This window comes from Terriglobia bacterium (genome assembly GCA_020072645.1).
Lineage (GTDB): Bacteria > Acidobacteriota > Terriglobia > Terriglobales > Acidobacteriaceae > Angelobacter.
Genome location: JAIQGK010000012.1, coordinates 178873 through 199000 on the forward strand (window position 1 = coordinate 178873; position 20128 = coordinate 199000).

At 55.1% G+C, this 20128-nt stretch carries 18 protein-coding genes; 7 read left to right on the forward strand and 11 right to left on the reverse strand.

From position 1 onward, the window contains the following. Positions 1-93: 93 nt before the first annotated feature. Positions 94-672, reverse strand: coding sequence for a hypothetical protein (locus tag LAO76_17205; GenBank protein MBZ5492662.1), 579 nt, complete (start codon positions 670-672; stop codon positions 94-96). 107 nt (positions 673-779) lie between these two features. Then, positions 780-2288, reverse strand: coding sequence for a glutamate--tRNA ligase (gene gltX / locus LAO76_17210; protein ID MBZ5492663.1), 1509 nt, complete (start codon positions 2286-2288; stop codon positions 780-782). 101 nt (positions 2289-2389) lie between these two features. Here gltX and LAO76_17215 point away from each other — a divergent pair, with 101 nt between their 5' ends. Then, positions 2390-3691, forward strand: coding sequence for a cation:proton antiporter (locus tag LAO76_17215; protein ID MBZ5492664.1), 1302 nt, complete (start codon positions 2390-2392; stop codon positions 3689-3691). A gap of 169 nt (positions 3692-3860) precedes the next feature. Here the strand turns inward: LAO76_17215 and LAO76_17220 are convergent, their stop codons facing one another. After that, positions 3861-4946 (reverse strand): RDD family protein, encoded by a 1086-nt coding sequence (locus LAO76_17220; protein ID MBZ5492665.1) that lies wholly within the window; start codon positions 4944-4946, stop codon positions 3861-3863. A 102-nt stretch (positions 4947-5048) separates the two neighbouring features. Here LAO76_17220 and lptD point away from each other — a divergent pair, with 102 nt between their 5' ends. From lptD to LAO76_17250, 6 genes are all read left to right on the forward strand, one after another. Beyond that, the gene (gene lptD, locus LAO76_17225) at positions 5049-7805 is read left to right on the forward strand and encodes an LPS assembly protein LptD (GenBank protein MBZ5492666.1); all 2757 of its coding nucleotides are present in this window, start codon (positions 5049-5051) and stop codon (positions 7803-7805) included. Positions 7806-7957: 152 nt separating this feature from the next. Continuing rightward, entirely contained in the window at positions 7958-8791 is an 834-nt protein-coding gene (gene larE / locus LAO76_17230) for an ATP-dependent sacrificial sulfur transferase LarE (GenBank protein ID MBZ5492667.1), read from the forward strand. Positions 8792-8854: 63 nt separating this feature from the next. Then, a complete protein-coding gene (locus tag LAO76_17235) occupies positions 8855-9910 on the forward strand; it encodes a DsbA family protein (GenBank protein ID MBZ5492668.1) in 1056 nt (351 codons plus the stop codon). A 165-nt stretch (positions 9911-10075) separates the two neighbouring features. Continuing rightward, positions 10076-11035: a peptidylprolyl isomerase gene (locus LAO76_17240; GenBank protein ID MBZ5492669.1), complete on the forward strand. Its 960-nt coding sequence runs from the start codon at positions 10076-10078 to the stop codon at positions 11033-11035. Between the two features lie 138 nt (positions 11036-11173). Next, positions 11174-11482, forward strand: coding sequence for a type II toxin-antitoxin system MqsA family antitoxin (locus LAO76_17245; protein ID MBZ5492670.1), 309 nt, complete (start codon positions 11174-11176; stop codon positions 11480-11482). A gap of 9 nt (positions 11483-11491) precedes the next feature. After that, positions 11492-12787 (forward strand): type II toxin-antitoxin system HipA family toxin, encoded by a 1296-nt coding sequence (locus tag LAO76_17250; GenBank protein MBZ5492671.1) that lies wholly within the window; start codon positions 11492-11494, stop codon positions 12785-12787. A 202-nt stretch (positions 12788-12989) separates the two neighbouring features. On the opposite strand, the gene LAO76_17255 is transcribed toward LAO76_17250, so the two are convergent. The 8 genes from LAO76_17255 to secF all read right to left on the reverse strand — a co-directional run bounded on the left by LAO76_17255 (position 12990) and on the right by secF (position 20120). Then, positions 12990-13487 (reverse strand): acetyl-CoA carboxylase biotin carboxyl carrier protein subunit, encoded by a 498-nt coding sequence (locus LAO76_17255; protein MBZ5492672.1) that lies wholly within the window; start codon positions 13485-13487, stop codon positions 12990-12992. Beyond that, positions 13484-15007, reverse strand: coding sequence for an acetyl-CoA carboxylase biotin carboxylase subunit (gene accC / locus LAO76_17260; protein MBZ5492673.1), 1524 nt, complete (start codon positions 15005-15007; stop codon positions 13484-13486). The genes LAO76_17255 and accC overlap by 4 nt, the downstream gene beginning before the upstream one ends. Before the next feature lie 261 nt (positions 15008-15268). Then, positions 15269-16105: a tetratricopeptide repeat protein gene (locus LAO76_17265; protein MBZ5492674.1), complete on the reverse strand. Its 837-nt coding sequence runs from the start codon at positions 16103-16105 to the stop codon at positions 15269-15271. A gap of 111 nt (positions 16106-16216) precedes the next feature. Next, a complete protein-coding gene (locus tag LAO76_17270) occupies positions 16217-16654 on the reverse strand; it encodes a biopolymer transporter ExbD (GenBank protein ID MBZ5492675.1) in 438 nt (145 codons plus the stop codon). 34 nt (positions 16655-16688) lie between these two features. Further along, positions 16689-17129 (reverse strand): biopolymer transporter ExbD, encoded by a 441-nt coding sequence (locus LAO76_17275; GenBank protein ID MBZ5492676.1) that lies wholly within the window; start codon positions 17127-17129, stop codon positions 16689-16691. Between the two features lie 15 nt (positions 17130-17144). Beyond that, on the reverse strand, positions 17145-17924 hold the full coding sequence (locus LAO76_17280; GenBank protein ID MBZ5492677.1) for a MotA/TolQ/ExbB proton channel family protein: 780 nt from the start codon (positions 17922-17924) through the stop codon (positions 17145-17147). A gap of 179 nt (positions 17925-18103) precedes the next feature. Further along, positions 18104-18823, reverse strand: a complete 720-nt coding sequence (locus LAO76_17285; GenBank protein MBZ5492678.1) for a TonB family protein — start codon at positions 18821-18823, stop codon at positions 18104-18106. A gap of 94 nt (positions 18824-18917) precedes the next feature. Next, a complete protein-coding gene (gene secF, locus LAO76_17290; protein ID MBZ5492679.1) occupies positions 18918-20120 on the reverse strand; it encodes a protein translocase subunit SecF in 1203 nt (400 codons plus the stop codon). Between the last annotated feature and the right edge of the window lie 8 nt (positions 20121-20128).

Genomic DNA, 20128 nt, shown 5'->3' on the forward strand with positions numbered 1-20128 from the left:
GCGAGACAAAATCACGCTCTAACAAAGAACATGCTACCTCATAAACATGAAATTTTGATTTAATTGTGAAATTTTCACGCGGAACGCACAGCCTTAGGGCCTTGCTCCTCCCGTGTGCTTCCCAGTCTTCAAGTCCACCTCAAACGGCACTTCTTTATCTGCCAGCGCGTCCCATCCATGGCCCAGCAGCTTGTCTCCATCGATGGCGCTGATGGTTAATCCTTCCCACGTGAGCCGCTCCGTAGTCCACGCAATTCCCAGACTACCAACTGCAACAATTGACGTGAAACCAGCAAACAGCAGAAGCCCCTGCTGCGACAGCACGCGCAAGTCCACCACCGGGCGCTGTTCGATTCGCAGCCAGTCAGCGTGGTCAGAGGCCTTCACCAAGTATGCGTAGCCGCCCACCACCACGCAAAAACGCTCGGGATCAGGCGTTGAACAAAGTTGGCTGACCACCTGGTCAGAGTCAAAACCCAGCGCAAAGAATCCCGCCCACGCCGCTCCGCTCTGCGGCGTGACGCGCACGTACGCGCCGCTGCGGTCGCCTTCCTCAAGTTCCACGGGATAGTGGTACAGCTTCTCAATAGGATGAACGGGCGGAGCAGCTTCCAGGATTCTAACTTCATAGTTGCGCGGGAAGGTAAAGTCGAATCGGAAGTGAGGTTTCATTGCGTTCTTAACATCGAAAAACGTGGACCGCAGCCGCCCTCGGCTGCGATGAAGAATTTGGTAGGGACGCAGGCGAGGGCGCCTGCGCTCCGCGCATTTATTTCAAATCAATTCTTTTGTGCCGCTGTAAACTCTATTATCCGTTCGCGCACGCTCTTCACGTGCACCGGCAATTCCAGCCTGCTTCCATCTTCGATGACTGGAATAAGCTTGTTGAAGTCCGGTCCGGAATGCGATCCAATCAGCATGATCCTCACCGGATGAAATAAATCTTTTCCCTTTGCGCCCGTCTCTGCCTTGATCTCATCCATGATTGCCTTAAAGCGCTCCGGCGTCAGCGGCGACTCATTCGTTGCGCGCTTCGCAAACGCCTGCACTACGGCCTTTGCTTTGTCGCTGGCAAACACCTCTGCATTCTCCGGCAGGGCCAGCGCCGCGGCAGCGTCATGGTTGAAGATGATCTTTGCTTTCTCCGGCAACTGATCAAGCTGATCAACATAAGGTGCCAGCAAATCAATCAGCCCATTCGTCCAACCTTTGACGTTGCCATTCACGCTGGACGGCAGCAGCCCTGCGCGCTGCAAAGCCTCCGTGCCCATTTGATGAATGCGCTCGGGCGGGCTTTGCTTGATGTAATGCCGATTGATCCAGTAGAGCTTGGTGAAGTCGAAAACCGCAGGCGCCGCATTCACGCGGTCCAGGTCGAATTCTTTGATCAACTCGTCCTTGGAAAAGATCTCGCGATCGCCGCCGCTCGGGGCCCAGCCCAGCAGCGCCAGGTAATTCATCAGGGCCTCGGGCAGCACGCCCATATCGCGGAAGCTGGCCACTGACGTGGCTCCGTGCCGCTTCGACAACCGCTCGCGATCGGGCCCCAGGATAGTCGAGAGATGCGCAAACTCGGGCACCGGCAGCCCCAGCGCCTCATACACGGCAACCTGTTTCGGCGTGTTGGAAATGTGGTCGTCGCCCCGGATGACGTGTGTGATCTTCATATCGGCGTCATCGATCACCACCACGTAGTTATAGGTCGGCATGCCGCTGGAGCGGACGATGATGGGATCGCTCACTACTTCATTTGAAAATTCAAGGTCGCCGCGCACAATGTCATGGAAGCGGATGGGACGCTCAGGAATCTGCAAGCGTATTGCCGCTGGCTCGCCCGCTGCCCGGCGCCGCTCCGCCTCCGCTGGATCAATGTTCCTGCACTTGCCGGAATAGTTTGGCTGGCGCTGTTCCGCCATGGCCTGCTGGCGATCGCGCTCCAGTTCCTCGGCGGTACAGAAGCAGTAATACGCCTTCCGCTCCTTGATGAGCCGCTCAGCATAGTCGCGATACACGTCCATCTTGTCCGATTGCCGGTAAGGCGGATACGGGCCGCCGATGTCCGGCCCTTCGTCCCAATCAAGGCCCAGCCACTTCAGGTCTTCGATGAGCTGGGTTTCGTATCGCGCCTCACTGCGCTCCAGGTCAGTGTCTTCAATCCTGAGGATGAACGTTCCGCCATGCTTGCGGGCAAACAACCAGTTAAACAGCGCTGTCCGCACATTGCCAAGGTGGATGTGTCCCGTGGGCGACGGCGCAAAGCGGACGCGAACTTTATCGTTCGATGACATGTATATCCATGGTAACAAAAGCCAATCGCCTGATTTGCCCAGCCAACGCCCGCAGTCGGAATTTCATCTGATCCTATGACAGCAGCTCCGGATTCCCATTCATGCCTTCCAGCGCCATCGGCCCACTCATCCTATTTCTTGCGATCCTGCTCACCGGCGCTCATCTGCTCGGCTACCTGTTTGCTCGCCTTCGCCAGCCGCGCGTAATCGGAGAAATTCTGGCAGGCTGCATCCTTGGGCCGTTCGTTCTCGGTCGATGGGCCGCTTACACGCATTTTCTTCAGCTTGACGTTGCCGCCAATGAGAAGAAGGCCGCGCTCGACCTGCTCTACTATCTCGGCCTGCTCATGCTGATGTTTCTTTCCGGCGCGGAAACCAAAGCGCTTTTCCAGAAGCATGAGCGCAAGCAGATTGGCTGGCTGGCCGCCGTTGGCACGGCCTTGCCCTTTTTCATCATGCTGGCCCTAGGATCGGTGCTGCCCCTGGGCTGGTTCATGGGCGCAAAGTCCAGCCGCGCTTCTCTGCTTCTGGTGATGAGCATTGCGGTCGCGGTGACTTCCATTCCGGTCATCTCGCGCATTTTTTTCGATCTTAAAATCCTTCACACGCGTTTTGCCCGGCTGGTGCTGGGCGTGGCGGTTCTGGAAGACATAGTTCTCTGGGCGGTGCTTGCCATCGCCACTGCCATTGCCGATTCATCCGGTCTTCCGGCGCGCAAGATTGCTCTGCACATCGGCATCACGCTCGTCTATTTCATCCTGGGATTGATGCTGTTTCCGCGCGCGACCAAGCGGATTTCAAAATCACGATTCAACCTGCTTGCCATCAACTCCCCAGTGACGTTCACTCTGTTGATCGCATTTGCTTATGTGGCTGTTGCTGGCCTGCTGGACGTGAATCTGGTCTTTGCCGCCTTCCTCGCGGGATTTGCCGTTTCGCGCAAGCGGCTGGGCGATGCCCTAGCCACAATCTCTGGCTTCTCCTTCGCGCTGTTCATCCCTGTCTATTTCGCTCTGGTGGGTTATAGCCTGATCTTTGGGAAAGCTTTCTCCATACCGATGCTGCTGGCCTTCCTGGCTGGTGCCTGTGTGCTTAAGCTTCTGGCAGTCGCGCTGGGAGCGCGCCTGGCAGGCTTCCGCGGCCTCGACATCACGAACCTCGCTGTCGCAACGAATGCTCGCGGCGGTCCCGGCATCGTGCTGGCCAGCGTAGCGTTTGAAGCCGGAATCATCAGCGCCGCGTTTTACACCACGCTGGTTCTGGTCGCAGTGCTCACATCACAAGCTGCCGGAGCATGGCTGGAATTCGTATTGCGCAAAGGCTGGCCGCTGCTTTCGGGCGACACGTCGACAACAGAAAAGATCACCGCAGTGGAAAAAGAACCGGGACAGTTGGTGGCGTAGATTTTTTATCCCGAAGTGCGGCGAGGGAACCCTATAGTCACCAAACACATCCTGCCGCGAATCAACGCGAATGAACACGAATCAGCTAAATCTATTTACCGCAAAGGGACGCAAAGAACGCTAAGCCAAAACAATCCTAGATTTCCTCTCCTTCGCGACCTTTGCGTCCTTAGCGGTAAATTTCTCTTTGGCTGAGTGCTGAAGGCTGACTGCTGAGTGCTGAGCGCACATGCGTCCGGCTGATACGGTCGTGCCAGCCGACGCGATCCTCATCCACCAGCGCCCACAAGTAGCCCAGCCCAACGGAAAACCCTGAAAGCGCGCTGGCTGCGGCGCGGCATTGCCGCTCAAACATGGTGGTGGCTTTTCCTTCGAAAGTACAAAGTTCAAGACCAGCGAAGCTCATTCCCGGTGTGGCGCGTCGGTAGACAAGAAAGATGTATTGAAATACCAGCCAGAAGATTCCACCGGCCGCCAGGATGCATAGCATTGTCATGCTTGAATGCGGGACTTGCTCCGCCGCTTCCAGAAAAGTCAGTGCAAAGGCGCCAGTAGCGATAAAAACGATTGCCACATCCACCAGTCCGGCCACCAGACGCTGATGCATCGGCGCAGGATGCGGGATCACTTCATCATCGTGGTCAATGCGCTCGTCTTGGGGGTCCAGTTGAATGTCGTCAAAGCTGGGCAATAAATCCATCTGCTGGCCCCGCAGAGACGGTCTTGCCATTGGCTCGATCTCGAGCGGCTCGATTTCTTGTTGCAGTAACTCCATCGGCTCAGCATCGTAGGCTTCCATGGTGATTCTGGGCGACTCCGGCGCTGGCGCGGCCTGCTCAAGCTCATCGAGCATCACTTCTTCAACTGTAGGCACGTACGCAGGCTGTGTGCGCGGAAAGCGGATGACCTTAGGTGGCTCCGGCCTGCCCATTACCGGCTTGACCATGTTCTGCGGGATCACAATCTCATGAAAGCGCTCGGGCGGAGGCGGCATCCGGCCATCTTCGGGGTCCGCACCAAAGGAATGTGGGCCATCCGCAGGAAAATTTAATTCCATGGCATTGGGATCAACTGGACGGCGGCGACGCGCGCGATGCTGCTGCACCCGCGAAACAATTTCTCTTCTCCATGCCGGATCGGCCGCAGGGCGCGCCTCGCCCGCCACTGCGCGAATGGGCGGCGCAGGAGGCGCAAGCGGCTGCTCGTCACCAGCAAAATCGGCAGCAAGAATGTCGTGGTCCGCGTGGTGGTCCACCAGGGCTGAGGTGTTCCTGCGAGTGTGAACGCAAGGAGACGCCTTACCGCAGAGAGGGCAAGTCATGGGCCGATTCGGAGATTTTCGCCAGGAGCGGGAGGCATGTTGACTGGGCCAACTTTTGCTTTTACAAAACTTGCCGTGGTAACTTGCCCAGACTGGCTTTCTTACGGCATGCGTTCCCAACATAAATTTGTTATCACAGCAGGGCTGCTTTGTCACTTGTTTGTCACCGCACCGCTAGTGACAAGCCAGGCGCTCGCAGACCAGAGCGCGCAAAATCCTGCTGCATCAACGGAACAAAGCACGCCAACGCCCACACCCACGCCCGTCGAACTGGAACAAGGCGCTACCGGTGAGAAAGCTCCAATCGGAAACTGCCATTCTGTCATCACCTCTCCGCCTGCGGTACCGCAGTCTGCGTCGTCAACTACTTCAACCCAAACTGAGGGGAATGCCGCGGCCGCAGCGCAGAGCAACAAGAAAATGCGTATACCGATCAGCGAAGAGCATCCGGTGGTCATTGATGCACGCGAGTGCGAGCAGGCCGGCAAGGTTTACACGCTGCGTGGCGATGTGCAGATTCAATTCGCGGACTATACCTTCCACGGCGACCTGGTGACGTATGATTCCGCCTCTGGCGACGTCACCGCAAAAGGCCATGTTTCTTTAGACGGCGGCCGGCGCGATATACACATCAGCGGCAGTGAAGGCAGCTATAACCTGCATCTGCAGACCGGAAAGTTCTACGATGTACGCGGTTCCACGGGAGCGCGCTTTAAAGGCCGCAGCGTTACGCTCACATCATCAAGCCCGCTTTCCTTTACAGGCAAGATGGTGGAGCAAACGGCGCCGGACGAATATGTACTGCATCACGGATCGGTAACCTCGTGCGAACTGCCGCGTCCCAAGTGGACATTTACCGCGGCCAAAATCATCATGAAAGTGGGCAGCTCCGCGCATGTTTACAACGCCACTTTTCGCCTCAAAGGCGTTCCGGTTTTCTATTTGCCGTATGCGTCTCCGCCGGTGGAGCGTCTTGGACGCGAGAGCGGTTTCCTGATCCCGAATTTCGGCACCTCGAATACCAAGGGCACAGTGATTGGCGATTCCTTTTATTGGGCCATCAACCGCAGCATGGACGCCACCGTGGGCGGTGAATACCTTTCCAAGCGCGGCTGGGCCCTGCAGGAAAATTATCGCTACCGGCCCAATGAAGTATCGTTTCTTAATCTCAGTTACTTCGGCGTGCTCGACCGCGGCATCACCACAACATCAATCGATCAGACCGGGAAGACTCTTTCGACAACCACCCAGCAGGGCGGAGAAGACGTAAAACTCAATGCTGAAACCACATTCGCCCACGATGTCCGGGGTGTCGCGTCCATTGACTACCTGAGCTCCTTCATCTTCCGCCTGGCTTTTACAGAGAACTTTTCTCAGGCCGTAGATTCTGAGGTGAAGTCGGTGGCCTTCCTCACCAAGAACCTCCAGGGCTTCTCATTCAACGGATTTGGCGCGCGCTACCAGAACTTCCAGAGCAAGAAAAATGACGACGTAATAACGATCCTGCACGCGCCGGGCGTCGAATTTTCCAGTGTGGATCGGAAAATTTTTGGCACGCCGATTTACTGGTCGTATGACGTAGATGCCGGCGGCTTGCGACGCAGCCAGCCCGGAAAGCCCCCCTTTGTTACTCCCGGCCTGGTTGGCCGCATTGACGTAGATCCTGACGTAAGTCTTCCCATTTTTTACAAAGGCTGGACTTTCCGCCCGGACGTTCAACTTCGCAATACGGCTTATTCCCAGCAGGAATCTACAGAGCAGGGAATCACCATAGCGCACCACAATGTGCTCAATCGCCGCACCATTGCCACCAGCGCTGAACTGCGTCCGCCGGTACTGAGCAAAGTTTTTGATGGAACAATCGCCGGCCGCAAGATCAAGCACACCATTGAGCCACGGTTTGTCTATCGCTACACCAACGGCGTAGAGAAACTTGGCTCCATCATTCGTTTTGACTTCAGGGACATTCTCAGCAACACGAATGAAGTTGAATTCGGCCTGCTGCAAAGGCTTTTTACCAAGCGTGAGCGTCCAGAATGCAACCAGGAGACAACAAACACGGTTTCCACTGCCAGCGCACAAGCCATTGCTGCGGCTGATTCCTGTGCGCCCGCGGGCGCCGATGAATTCGTGAGCTGGGACGTAAAGATGAAGTATTTTGCCGACCCGACTTTTGGTGGCGCGATCGTGAACGGCACGCGCAATGTGTTGACCACCACCGCAAGCTTCACCGGCATCGCTTTTGTTACCGATCCCCGGCGGTTTTCTCCTGTGGTCTCGCGGCTCCGCGTGCGTACCAGCAGCAACAGCGATCTGGAATGGCAGCTCGACTATGACAGCAAAAAGGGCCGCATCAATTCCAGCACGCTTTACACCGGCTTTCATTTCGGCGATTTCTTTGTCGGCGCCAGCCACGCTTATCTTCAGGTTCCAGGTGAAGTGGTGGACGATCCCACAACGGGGGCCGTGTTGCCCACTTGTATCCCGCACGTCTTTAACCAGCCGGCATGCGTGCCTCCGCTCTTTGACCAGGTACGCGCGCAACTTGGATATGGCAGTCCCACCAAGAGAGGCTGGAGCGCCGCCGCAAACATCGGGTTCGATCGCGAGTTCAATCTCCTGCAATACGGGGCCGCCCAAACTTCCTATAACTGGGATTGCTGCGGCTTGAGCTTTGAATATCGCCGCTTTTCTCTCGGTTCAGTGCGGAATGAAAACCAATACCGCTTCGCGTTCACGCTGGCAAATATTGGATCGTTCGGAAACCTGAAACGCCAGGAACGGCTGTTCTAGTTCTAGTCCCGAACGCAGTGAGGGAACCCTAGTGCCAGCGAGTTCCATCGATATCGAAGTTGAGAGCATCGGAACGATAGGGATCCCTCCCCTTCGACCAGCTCAGGGTCGGGATTTCAGAAAGAACAGTCTTTCAGGTTTAGAATCTAGCTATGGATTTGTCCGCCAAACAGCTCCTCCTTGAAGACTCGCTTCGATCGCTCGGTCGCACCCTGGTCGCTTACTCCGGTGGTGTCGATTCGGCCTATCTGGCGTGGGTCGCGAGCAAGGTCTTGGGGCGGGATGCACTTGCGGTGATCGCAGATTCGCCCAGCTTGGCACGAACTCAATTGCACGACGCTCTAGCCTTCGCGCAGGAGCATGGAATCGCCGTTGAGGTGGTCCAGACGAGCGAAATGGACCGACCGGAATACGTTCGCAATGACCGGCAGCGGTGCTTCCACTGTAAAGATGAACTTTTCCAGGCGATGGAGGCATTTGCCGCGAAAAGAGGCTTCCAATCCATTGCCTATGGTGTGAATGTCGATGATCAAAGCGATTTTCGTCCCGGCCAAGCGGCAGCCAAGCAGCATCACGTAGCTGCTCCCCTGCTTGAGGCTGGTTTAACCAAAGCTGATATCCGGGAACTGGCCCGCGCGGCAGGTCTGCGCGTCTGGGAAAAACCTGCTTCCGCCTGTCTTTCATCCCGCATTGAGTATGGCCGTCCTGTGACGCTGGAGGCCCTCTCAGCGGTCGAACAGGGAGAAGAAGCCCTGCGCCGTCTCGGCTTCCGCCAGTGCCGCGTACGGCATCACGGCGAGATTGCCCGGATTGAGATCGCCCGGGACGAATTGCCCCGCGCACTCACGCCGGAGATGTTCCGCGAGTTCACCCGGACCTTTAAAGCGCTGGGATTCACGTTTGTGACCATCGACACCGAGGGATTCCGTTCCGGATCAATGAATTCCGCCAAAACCGCCCCACCCCTGATTAAGCTCATCTCTTAACCATGGGGCTTGCGCCTTCATGAGATAATTTGGAAAGCTGTCTTGTACGACGAGGTGACCTTTTTGGCTAGATTTATAGGCATTTTTCTAAATACTTTCCTGCTTGTGCTTCTGGTTGCTCAGCCGGGAGTGTCTCAAAACGCGGGTACCGCCGCCCCAAAGAAAGCCGCAGCCAGCGCGACTCCTGCCGCCAAAAAAGGCGGGACTGCTGCAAAAGGAAAAGGTGGGGCTAAGACTGCAAATAAGAAAGTTGCACGGAAGAAGCCCGCAGCCACGGCAGCTGCCAAGCCAGTTCCTCTGACCCCGGAGATTACCCACCGGATAACCACAGAGATTCGCTCCCACTACAACGTCCCGGCCCAGGTCACAATTTCCCTGTCTGATCCCAAGCCAAGCACGACGGCCGACTATGACGAGGTGGTTGTCTCTTTTACCGGGGGAAGCAAAACAACGCAACACGACTTCCTGATTTCTACAGACCGCAAAACCCTGGCCCACGTGGAAAAGATCGATATTTCCCAGGACCTGATGTCCAAGATCGACGTGAAGGGCCGTCCGGTGAAGGGCAATCCCAGCGCCACGGTCACCATCGTTAATTTCGATGATTTTCAGTGTCCTTTCTGCTCCCGCCTGCACTCCACTCTTTTTGAAAATGTGTTCAAGGACTATGCTGACCGGATCAAGGTGATTTACAAGGATTATCCGCTGATTGAGATCCACCCGTGGGCCATGCATGCCGCCATTGACGGCAATTGCCTGGGCGAGCAGAATGCTCCGGCATACTGGGACTTTGCCGATTACATACACGCCAACCAGAAGCAGATGACAGGCAAATCGCGTACAGACGCATTCCAGAACATTGATAATCTGGCCAAGGAACAGGCACAGAAGCATCAGCTTGACGCGGACAAATTGCAGGCCTGCATGCAAAAGCAGGATGAGAGCGCCGTGCGCGCATCCATGGCTGAGGGTGATAAGCTCGGGGTGGATTCCACGCCAACTCTATTTATCAATGGAGAAAGGTACACTGGCGCGGTGCCGGAATCGGAATTGCGCGCTGCACTGGATCGTGCTTTGGCTGATAGTGCGCAGCAGACCCCGGCGAATGCAAAAAACTAGCCAGGCACGTTGAAGTCGGTTATCGTACCGTATCTGAATTGCCCATGGAGGCGACTGTTGATCCAGGCGCGTAAATTTCGGCGCAGTCTGTCTTTTCTCTTGTTGCTGGTCGCTTTGCCACTTATGCTGGCCGGCTGCACAGGCCGCGGCACCGATAAAGAAGTAGTGGCCAAGGTGAACAGCTACAAAATTTTCCGTTCCGAACTGGACAAGAATTACAACAGCCGGGTCGCCGGGTCGCCGCAAAAGCCCACCGCCGCGGAAGAGGAAGCCCTGCGGCTGAATATTCTCAGCCAGATCATCGATATCCAACTGCATCTCCAGAAGGCGGAAAAGCTCGGAATCCTTGCCACCGATGACGAGGTGGAAAGCAAATTCAGCCAGGCCAAGGCCCCTTATACGCAAGAAGAATTTCAGAAGCGGCTGAAAGATCTGGGCATGACGGAGGAAGACTCCAAGCAGGAGATACGCCGCAACCTCACGATTGATAAGCTGCTCAACAAAGAGATTGGATCAAAAGTCACCATCTCCGATGCTGACCTGCAGAATTATTACAACCAGCATAAGGCCGACTTTAATCTGATTGAGCCGCGATATTTCGTGGCCCACATCCTGGTGACGAACCAGCCAATGGGCCAGCCGGGAGAGAGTCCGGGCAAAGCGCAGAACGAGGCGGAAGCGCGTAAGAAGATACAGGAGGCCGAGAATCGGCTTTCAAGCGGCGAGGATTTTGCCAGCGTTGCGGCAAAGTATTCTGAAGATCCGGATACCGCACGCAATGGCGGTGAGCTGGGGCCCATGCCGGAATCGCAACTCAAAAACACTGATTCCGCGACCCGTGATGCAATCTTGAAATTAAAACCCGGCCAGTTCAGCGATGTGATTCCGGTTGTAAATCCAACCACGCATCAGCCATTCGGTTATCGCATTATCAAGTTGATTGGCAAAGAGACCGCAGGACAGCGCGACCTGAATGATCCCCAGGTGCAGCAGTTCATCCGCAATCAGCTGCGCAGCCAGCGCGAGCAGATTCTGCGCGCCGCGTATGATGAAGTGTTGCGTGACAATGCTGAAGTCCACAACTATTACGCTGAACAGATCTTGAAGAGTGCAGGGACCAAATAGAACGTGTTACTTCAAAATAGGGGAGTGATTCGTTAGGTAGCGAGATCTTTGAAATATATTTGTTTATAGACCTAAATAGGGCTAAAGATAGCAATTACATTGACTATAGCCTTAAATAGGGATATTAATTTACATATGATGGCAACCACGACGAGAGAGTGGGAGGCGGAACTCGGAAAGCAGATCCGCACCCTCCGACTCCGGCTGGATCTCGATCAGAAGCGGCTGGCAGAACGGGCCGGAATTGCCCTCAACGCGGTCAAGAACCTTGAGGCCGGGAAAGGCGCCTCCCTGCGTTCTCTCATTCAAGTTCTTCGCATCCTAAACAGAACGGATTGGCTCGGAACACTCGCACCTACCGTTTCGATCAGCCCGGTGCAAATGCTCAAAACAAAGACGCCACGACAGCGAGCATCGCCACGGCGGATGAAAACCAATAAGGCTTGACGGAGCCAGATTGTGTACCGACCTGTTCATGTTGTCGAGGTTTTCATTTGGGGCAAGGCCGTCGGGGCAGTAGCGCTCGATCCGAAGCTTGGCTACTACGCTTTTGAATATCTACCAGCCTTTCGCGAGTCTGGCGTCGATCTGGCGCCAATCACAATGCCGATCGCATCTGCTACAGAACCTTTTATTTTTCCGGACCTGGCGGAACTCACCTATCGACGGTTGCCGGGAATGCTCGCAGACGCACTGCCTGACGACTTTGGGAACGCCCTCATCGATGCATGGATGGCACAGGAAGGCGTGAACAAGTCACAGATAACTTCACTTGACCGTCTCGCGTACATGGCAAAGAGAGGAATCGGTGCGTTGGAATTTAAGCCAGCGCGCGGTCCTGGACGTTCGAAGTCAACGACCGCGATCAGGTTGTCGGCACTCGTCGAAAGTGCCAGGCGTGCTGTGCAAGGAGAGATTGATACCGACGCACACGCCAAGGCCGCATTCGCGCAAATCATTCAGGTCGGAACTTCGGCAGGAGGCGCTAGAGCAAAGGCTGTAATTTCGTGGAATCCAAAGACACACGAGATTCGCGCAGGCCAATTCGATGTTGAGCCCGGATTCGAGCATTGGCTTATCAAGTTCGATGGCGTTGGACCGGATGAACGTCTCGGCGTCAGCCAAGACTATGGACGGATCGAGTATGCGTACTACTTGATGGCGAAGGCTGCGGGGATCGAGATGTCAGAATCTCAATTGTTGGAGGAACATGATCGAGCACACTTCATGACGAAGCGATTCGATCGTGACGGGAACAAGAAGCACCACCTCCAGACGTTATGTGGCTTGGCACACCTTGACTATCGACAGAGGGCCACTCACGATTCCAGCCAGCTGTTCATGGCCATCAATCGCTTGGGAATCGGATATTCAGGTATGGAGCAAGCGTTCCGGCGAGTCACATTCAACATCATGGCCGCCAATTGTGACGACCACACAAAGAACACCTCATTTCTGCTTCGTGAGGGTAAAAGATGGGAGTTGGCTCCAGCCTACGATGTGACTCACGCCTACAACCCAAAGGGAGAATGGACGTATCAGCACCTGATGTCTGTGAACGGCAAGTTTGCCGACATCACGTGGGACGATCTTATGGTTGTCGCTGATCATTTTGGGATCGGAACGGCTGCCAAGGTGGTCAAAGAGGTCAGTGCTGCAGTTTCATCCTGGCCAGATTTCGCAAAGCGGGCTAAGGTGAGCCAGTCTGAAATTGCTCGCGTTCGGCAACACCACGTTCTTCTTTCGCGCTGAGCGGAGATGCGAATCTTCTTTCTCAGCCACGCTTAAATGAGGCAGGTTTCGCTCCAACCGCAACTCGGGATCTAATAAGAAGTGTTTGCTTTAATTTATGGTGCAATAGTGGCTATCTGTGTCGCGATATTTTAATCAGTTACGGGCTTCATCACCCCAGTCACACTCACGCCGTGGCTGAGCCGGAGCGCACAGCTAGTCGCTACTCCACTTCTGCCAGGCTCTGGCCTGCGTCCACGGCGGCCCCTTCCGCAACGTTAATCTTTTTCACCACGCCGGTCTTGGGAGCCTTCAACTCATTCTGCATCTTCATGGCTTCAATCACCAGCACGCTTTGACCCACTTCCACGGGTGTTCCCACGCCCGCGAGCACCCGTACAACTTTGCCCGGCATGGGCGCCTTGATCTTCATCACGCCCTGCTCGCTGGCGCCGGCCCGGCTGCGAGACCGAAACGACCGTGGATCGCGAACAGAAGCGGTAAAGCGCTCGTGGCCCACAACAATATTCGTCTCGGTTCCTACAATTTCCTGCTTTATTTCATATGACTTGCCGCCCAGCAGGAGAGAAAGAACCCCGCTCCGGCCATCAGTAACGTCGATTGATAGTTCGCGGCCATTCAGCAAGCACTTCCAGCGCTCGCCGACCTTCGTGAGCTCAACGCGATAGACTTTCTCCGCAAGCGTGACCTCATAAATCATTCGCCGCCAACTCCTTCACTGCGCGCCGTACGCTTCCACATCGATGTGGCGGATCGCTTTTCGTCGCCGGATTTCGACATCCCATTCTGCCCATTTTTCGGTTGCGCCGTGGCGGCAAACAGCGCAGCGGAAATAGCGGCAATCTCAGCCATTCCGTTTTTAGTGCTTGCCGGAATGGCGGGAGTTGCCAGCAGGCGGTCGAGAAAGCCTGTATCGATGCGCGCAGTGATGAAGTCTGGGTGCTCCAGAATGCGCCGGAACAGCGGCAGATTGGTTTTAATGCCGCCAACAAAGTATTCGTCCAGAGCGCGCCTCATGCGGGCAATGGCCATTGGCCGATCGGGAGCGTAAGTGATCAGCTTGGAGAGCATGGGGTCATAATCCAGCGGTACCGTCCAGCCCTCATAAACGCCGCTATCTTCACGCACGCCGGGACCTGAAGGACGCAAAAGCTGTGTGATTTTCCCTGGGGAAGGAAAGAAATTATTGTCGGGATCTTCAGCATAAATCCTGCATTCAATGGCATGTCCGCGAAGTTGGACATCTTCCTGGCGGAAAGGCAGCTTTTCTCCGCTGGCGATCCGCAGTTGCAGATGCACTAGATCCAGCCCGGTGACCAGTTCCGTAACAGGATGTTCCACCTGGAGCCGGGTGTTCATTTCCAGAAAATAAAAGTTGCGTTTGCCATCTACCAGAAACTCCACCGTCCCAGCGTTGGCGTATCCAGCCGACTTTGCGGCCTGCACAGCCACCGCGCCCATGCGCCGGCGCATTTCTTCGTCGACAACGGCCGAGGGCGCTTCTTCAATCACCTTCTGATGACGCCGTTGCACGGAGCACTCGCGCTCGCCCAGATAAACCACGTTGCCATGCTCGTCGCCAAGCACCTGTATCTCAATATGACGCGGGTTCTCAATAAATTTTTCAATATAGATTTCGCTATCGTTGAAGGAACGCAACGCCTCGCTTTGTGCGGTTTCAAAGCTGGATTTGAGATCGGCAGGCTTGCTGACCAAGCGCATCCCCTTGCCGCCGCCGCCGGCCGCAGCTTTGATCATTACGGGATATCCGATCTCCGCAGCCATTGCTTCCGCTTCGGCAATACTGAGGCCGCGCGCAGAGCCCGGAACCATGGGCACTCCCGCGGCCTGCATGGCTGTACGCGCGCGTGTCTTGGAGCCCATTAACTCCATCGCGGATGGCGGTGGACCAATGAATTTGATTCCTGCTTCAGCGCATGCTCGCGCAAACTTGGGGTTTTCAGACAAGAATCCATAGCCGGGATGAATGGCCTCAGCCCCGCATTTGCGGGCTACTTCAAGGATTTTGGTGATGTTGAGATACGATTCGCGGGCAGGCGCAGGCCCAAGCAAATAAGCTTCGTCCGCCTTGGAGACATGAAGAGACCGGCGATCAACGTCAGAAAACACAGCCACAGACGTAATGCCCATTTCGCGGCAGGCGCGCATCACGCGAACGGCGATTTCGCCACGATTAGCAATGAGGACCTTGGTGAACATAGCGGAAACTTTGATTGTAGAACAGCTACTAGCTGCTAGCCACCGGCCCTCAGCTTGATTCGGAGCACCCCCTGCAAGATTTGGTGGAGCTGGAAGGTAGAATGTCTTCCCGCATTGGCGACCACTCAGGTTTGAACTGATGCCGATTAGTCGTTTCCGAGCAAACGAGCCCAAATGCAGCTAGAAGCTAAAGCTCACAGCTAGCAGCTACTCAATAAAAAACCCCTCCCGCAGGAGGGGCCGTTAACAATGAAAAATCGTTTATTTCGATTTCGGCTGGTCCAGCACGATTCCGCCGCTGGTTTTCTTTGAAGCTTCTTCTGCTTTTTTCTTGCGCGCAGCCATGGCCTTGTCACTCCACTCATTGGCCGTCTTTACGTAATCCGCCCGGGTTTCCGCATCGTCACAGGTCATGTCGTTCGCTTTGCGGCGATAGAGCAGGTTCATATAGGCCATTGCGTCGTCATAGTCCTGGCGCTTGTCAATGGCTGTCTGGAGCATTTTCATGCCTTCATCCACAACCTCGCCATCTTTGCTTTTCAACTGATCGCAGAGCTTCTGGCTGCCTTTGCCCTTCAGTTCGTCTTCAACCTTCAGGCCTTCCTTGCTTTTTACGTCTGCCGCGTCTTTATAGGTCTGGGACCAGTCAATTACGCCCACGGAATAATAAGTTTCCGGATCGTTGGGGTCGGCAGCGATTGCTTTTTTGTAATATTCCCTCGCCTCATCAAATTTTTTCTGCTGCATGTAGAGGAAGGCGATGCCCTTGAGGCTGGTGACGTTGTTCGGATCGGTCGCCAGCACCTGCTTGTACTGATCAATGGCGAGCTGCGCATTACGCAGGTTTTCCGCTGTCTCTACGCCAGGCACATACTGCTGAGCATAAGCGGTGGCGAGATACATTTTGGCAACCTTGAGGTCGCTATCGAGGCTGACGGCATTTTGGAAATGCCCAATCGCTTCCTCATAATTGGCGCCGCGGAAGGATTGAACGCCCTTGTTAAGTTGATCGCGAGCCTTTAGTTTGTTGCAACCCGCCGTGCTCAGCAGCGCGGCTGCGACGGCTATTACCGTCACGAGTCGTGCGGTCCTATTCATCTTTGCTGCTCCCTTATCGGAGTGGAGAAAATTTTTTGCGCCCTGAGGTGGGTAAAACTCACGGGGATGAACGGCCATCCGATCATCCCCATTCTGAGGAGTTAAACCGTATTACTGCCCTGCTTCGATCTTTGCTGTGATGAGACCGATTCTGTCGATGACATTCGTGCCCCGAGCTATATCGATCACCTGGGCCACATTCTGAAATTCAACGTCAGGATCGCCTTTTACGAACATTACCCGTTCTGCGCGCGTCTTGAAAATATCAGTCAGCCGCTGCTGCAGATTTTCCTGCGCTACGTCTTCCTGATTGATCTTCAATTTTACTTTGCCGTTATCCAGTAGAACCTGCACCACCACGGTGCGGTCTGTCTGGGTTTCCGGCTGATGCGGCGGCGGCGGTTGCGGTACCAGCGCCTCAAGTCCTTTCGGCGTCAGCGGCGTGATGACCATAAAAATGATCAACAGCACCAGCAATACGTCGATCAGCGGCGTGACATTCATATCGCAGGTCTGCCCCCCGCCTCCTCCGCCAGTTGTCATTGCCATAAAATTAATCCTCTTCTGTTCTGGTTCTGGTCCACTACTGCGGTGGCTTGTTGGCGTCACGCTTCTGTTCAGTCAACAGGCCCACTTGGTCAACGCCGGCGGAGCGGACGTCGTCAACAACTTCGACCACCCCTTTGTATTTGGCGCGCGCGTCAGCTTTCACAAACACCTGCTTGTTGGTACGACTGGAAACGCGGTCCTTTACTTTTTGCGTTAACTCTTCAGGCGTTACCTTCTGCGTATCAAGAAACACCTGACCGTCTCTCATCACGGCGACGATCACGGCATCTTCCTTGTCCGCATCCGGCATAGGCATGGGGTTGGTGGCCTTGGCCAAATCCACTGACTGGCCTTTTTGCAACATGGGCGTGATGACCATGAAAATGATCAGCAGCACCAGCATCACGTCCACCATGGGGGTTACGTTGATATTGGAGTTTACTTTTACGCCTTCATTACGAACGCTTATGGCCATTGCTCAGCTCCCGGCTTACCGCCGCACCGTGGTAGCACCGCTCCGCTTCAGGAAGTAATCAACCAGTTCGCTGGATGAGTTGTCCATTTCCACGTCAAACGCTTCCACTTTGCCGGTGAAATAGTTGAACATCATCACGGCGGGAATAGCGACGAACAGTCCCAGAGCCGTTGTTACCAGCGCTTCAGAAATACCACCGGCGACCGCGCCCAGACCTGTGGCCTTCTGCTCAGAGATCTTCTTAAAAGCGTTCAAAATTCCGATAACCGTTCCGAACAGGCCGACGAAAGGCGCTGTGGATCCGATGGTGGCCAAACCGCCCAGGCCGCGCTTCAGTTCAGCGTGGACAATGGCTTCCGCCCGTTCCAGCGCGCGCTTGCTGGCTTCAATCTGCTCGCCGGGAATTTCCGTGGATTCGCCATGGGCCTTGAATTCCTGCAGGCCTGCGGTCACCACTTTGGCCAGATGGCTCTTCTTGTTGCGTTCCGCCACTCGGATGGCTTCGTCCAGTTTGCCTTCGCGCAAGGCGCCGGCAACCACGGGAGCGAACTGGCGGGATTGTTTGCGGGCGGCGCTGAATGCGATCCAGCGGTCAATCATGACGCCAATGGACCACGCCGACATAATAAAGAGAACGACCACGACGACCTGGGCAACCCAGCTCATCTGTTTCCACAAGTGGATGGGGTCCCATCCGATAGTGCCGGCATCATCGGCGCCTGCTGCCTGGAGCAGCCAGAAGGCCACCATATGCGCTTTGACGATCATAAGAGTTGCAATATTTGCGACAAGCATGGGTTTAAGTTTTCCTCCTCAGAACTTTTAATCAATTTATTTTCCGAGAGTGTTGCCCCCTCGCGGGGCGGGACAGAACGGAGAACAGCGCGCGGCTACAGGACGCGATGAACCTTCTTCATTCTCGGGGCCGGATGGCTGGCATTGACCAGCCATCAGTATTCGTTGAACTAACTGCTTTACATATGGAACTGGACTTTAATCGTTGTTTCCACTTCCACTGGTTCGCCGTTCAAGATGTAAGGTTTGTACTTCCACTGCTTCACGGCATCCATCGCAGCCTGGATGAGAATTGGATGCCCTGAGGTGGCATGAAGGTTTTCGATTACTCCAGTCTTACTTATGGTTGCTTGCAGCGTCACGTCACCTTGAATGTGGGCAATCCGGGCCATCTGGGGATACGTCGGCTGTACATCGTGGATCTTCAGTCCGTCAGCAACGCCAGATGAGACGCGTAACTTCTGCGGTGTGGCCACTTTTGGAGGTGGCGCGGCTGAGCCGATAATTCCGCCAATGACGCCTCCGGCCGAGCCGCCGGGCACGCCGCCAACCACTCCACCCACTACGCCGGAGTTCTGTTGCGGGGCCTCTTCATGCTCGATCATCTGAACTTTTTTGGGAATCTTGCTGGGCGTACGGAGCGACCCGTCTACGATTTCGCTGACTTTCTGCACATGCTGCTGAATTTGTGGGGCAGCCGGGGGCGGCGGTGGAGGGGGCGGAGGCGGAGCGACGAGCCACGTCGTCAGCTGTCCTTTGGGTAGCGCCTCAGTAAAGATCAGGGGCAGCAGTACCAGAAAACCCACCAATCCGAGCTGCACCAGAGTCGAAATCAACCCCGTCCACTTCTGGTTGGTCTTGATTCTGCCTCCGGATTCCATCAGGCTGTCTTCAAACATGCCGATATCTCCAATCCTAGGGGGACTAAGCGATTAACATATTGGACACCGGGACTGCTAGTTTTGCTCCCAACAACCGGAAAATTTTCCGGCCCTATACTTTTACGCGAACTTTGCCCTTCGCGCCTTGGGTAGGAAGAGGAATTGCTCCTCTTCCTGAGCTTTTTGAACGCCATTCCGTATAAGCCACGAGCATGGGAGCTGCTACGGCAATCGACGAATACGTACCTATTATGATGCCGACTACCAGGGCAAAGGAAAACCCGTGAAGTACTTCGCCACCAAAAAGATATAACGAGAGCACCGTCAGGAATGTAAGTCCTGAAGTCAGGATCGTCCGGCTCAGCGTCTGGTTGATGCTCTTATTTACAATCTCCGCCAGACTCTCCCGCCGCATGATCTTTACGTTCTCTCGAATGCGATCAAACACCACGATGGTATCGTTCATGGAGTAACCAACAAGGGTTAGAATCGCGGCGATAACAGTAAGGGTTATCTCCTGATTCGTCAAGGAGAACGCTCCCACTGTGATTAAAGTATCGTGAAAAACCGCTACTACCGCGGCCACGCCGTAGATCATCTCAAACCGGAACCACAGATACACCAGCATGGCGACCAGTGAAAACAACACAGCGAGTGTGGCCTGTTTCTTTAACTGGCTGCCCACTTGAGGGCCAACAATATCAGCGCTGCGAACTCCGAAATCACTGGTGTAAAAGGCCTGTTTTAGTGCATTCAGAACGGCGTCCGGAACCACGCCCTTCAGGTCGTCCATGGATTTAATTACACCGCCATGCTCTTTATCGCGGAAATCCAGCACGCGGCGTGCCTGCCGATCATATTCCGTAGGCTCGGCATGCAAAGGATCGGCGGCCAATAAAGCGTCCCGGACGGCGGTAAAGCCAATCCTGTCACTGTTATTGATGTTCTCTTTGCCCGGAACGGGATTGGTTTCCAGGGCGTTGATAATCTGGTTCTTGCCCTTGGAAAGATCGGCCTCGCTGGTTTCCTTCAAATCCAGCTTGATCACCACTTCGTTATCGACGGGATTGCCATAGCGCTGGATCGTCGCGTTGTGCAGTCCGGCCTTGTCCAGGGCAGCACGGGTCGTTTGCACATTTGGCGTGTTGACAAACTTCACGTACACCAGCGTGCCGCCGCGGAAGTCCACGCCCAGCGGAATGCCGTGCCAGAACAACATGGAAAGGATGCCAGCTATGCTGAATATCAGCGAGAAGCTGAGGAAATACCACTTTTTACCCAGGAAATCGATATTTGTATTGCGAAAAAATTCCACTTTGTTTT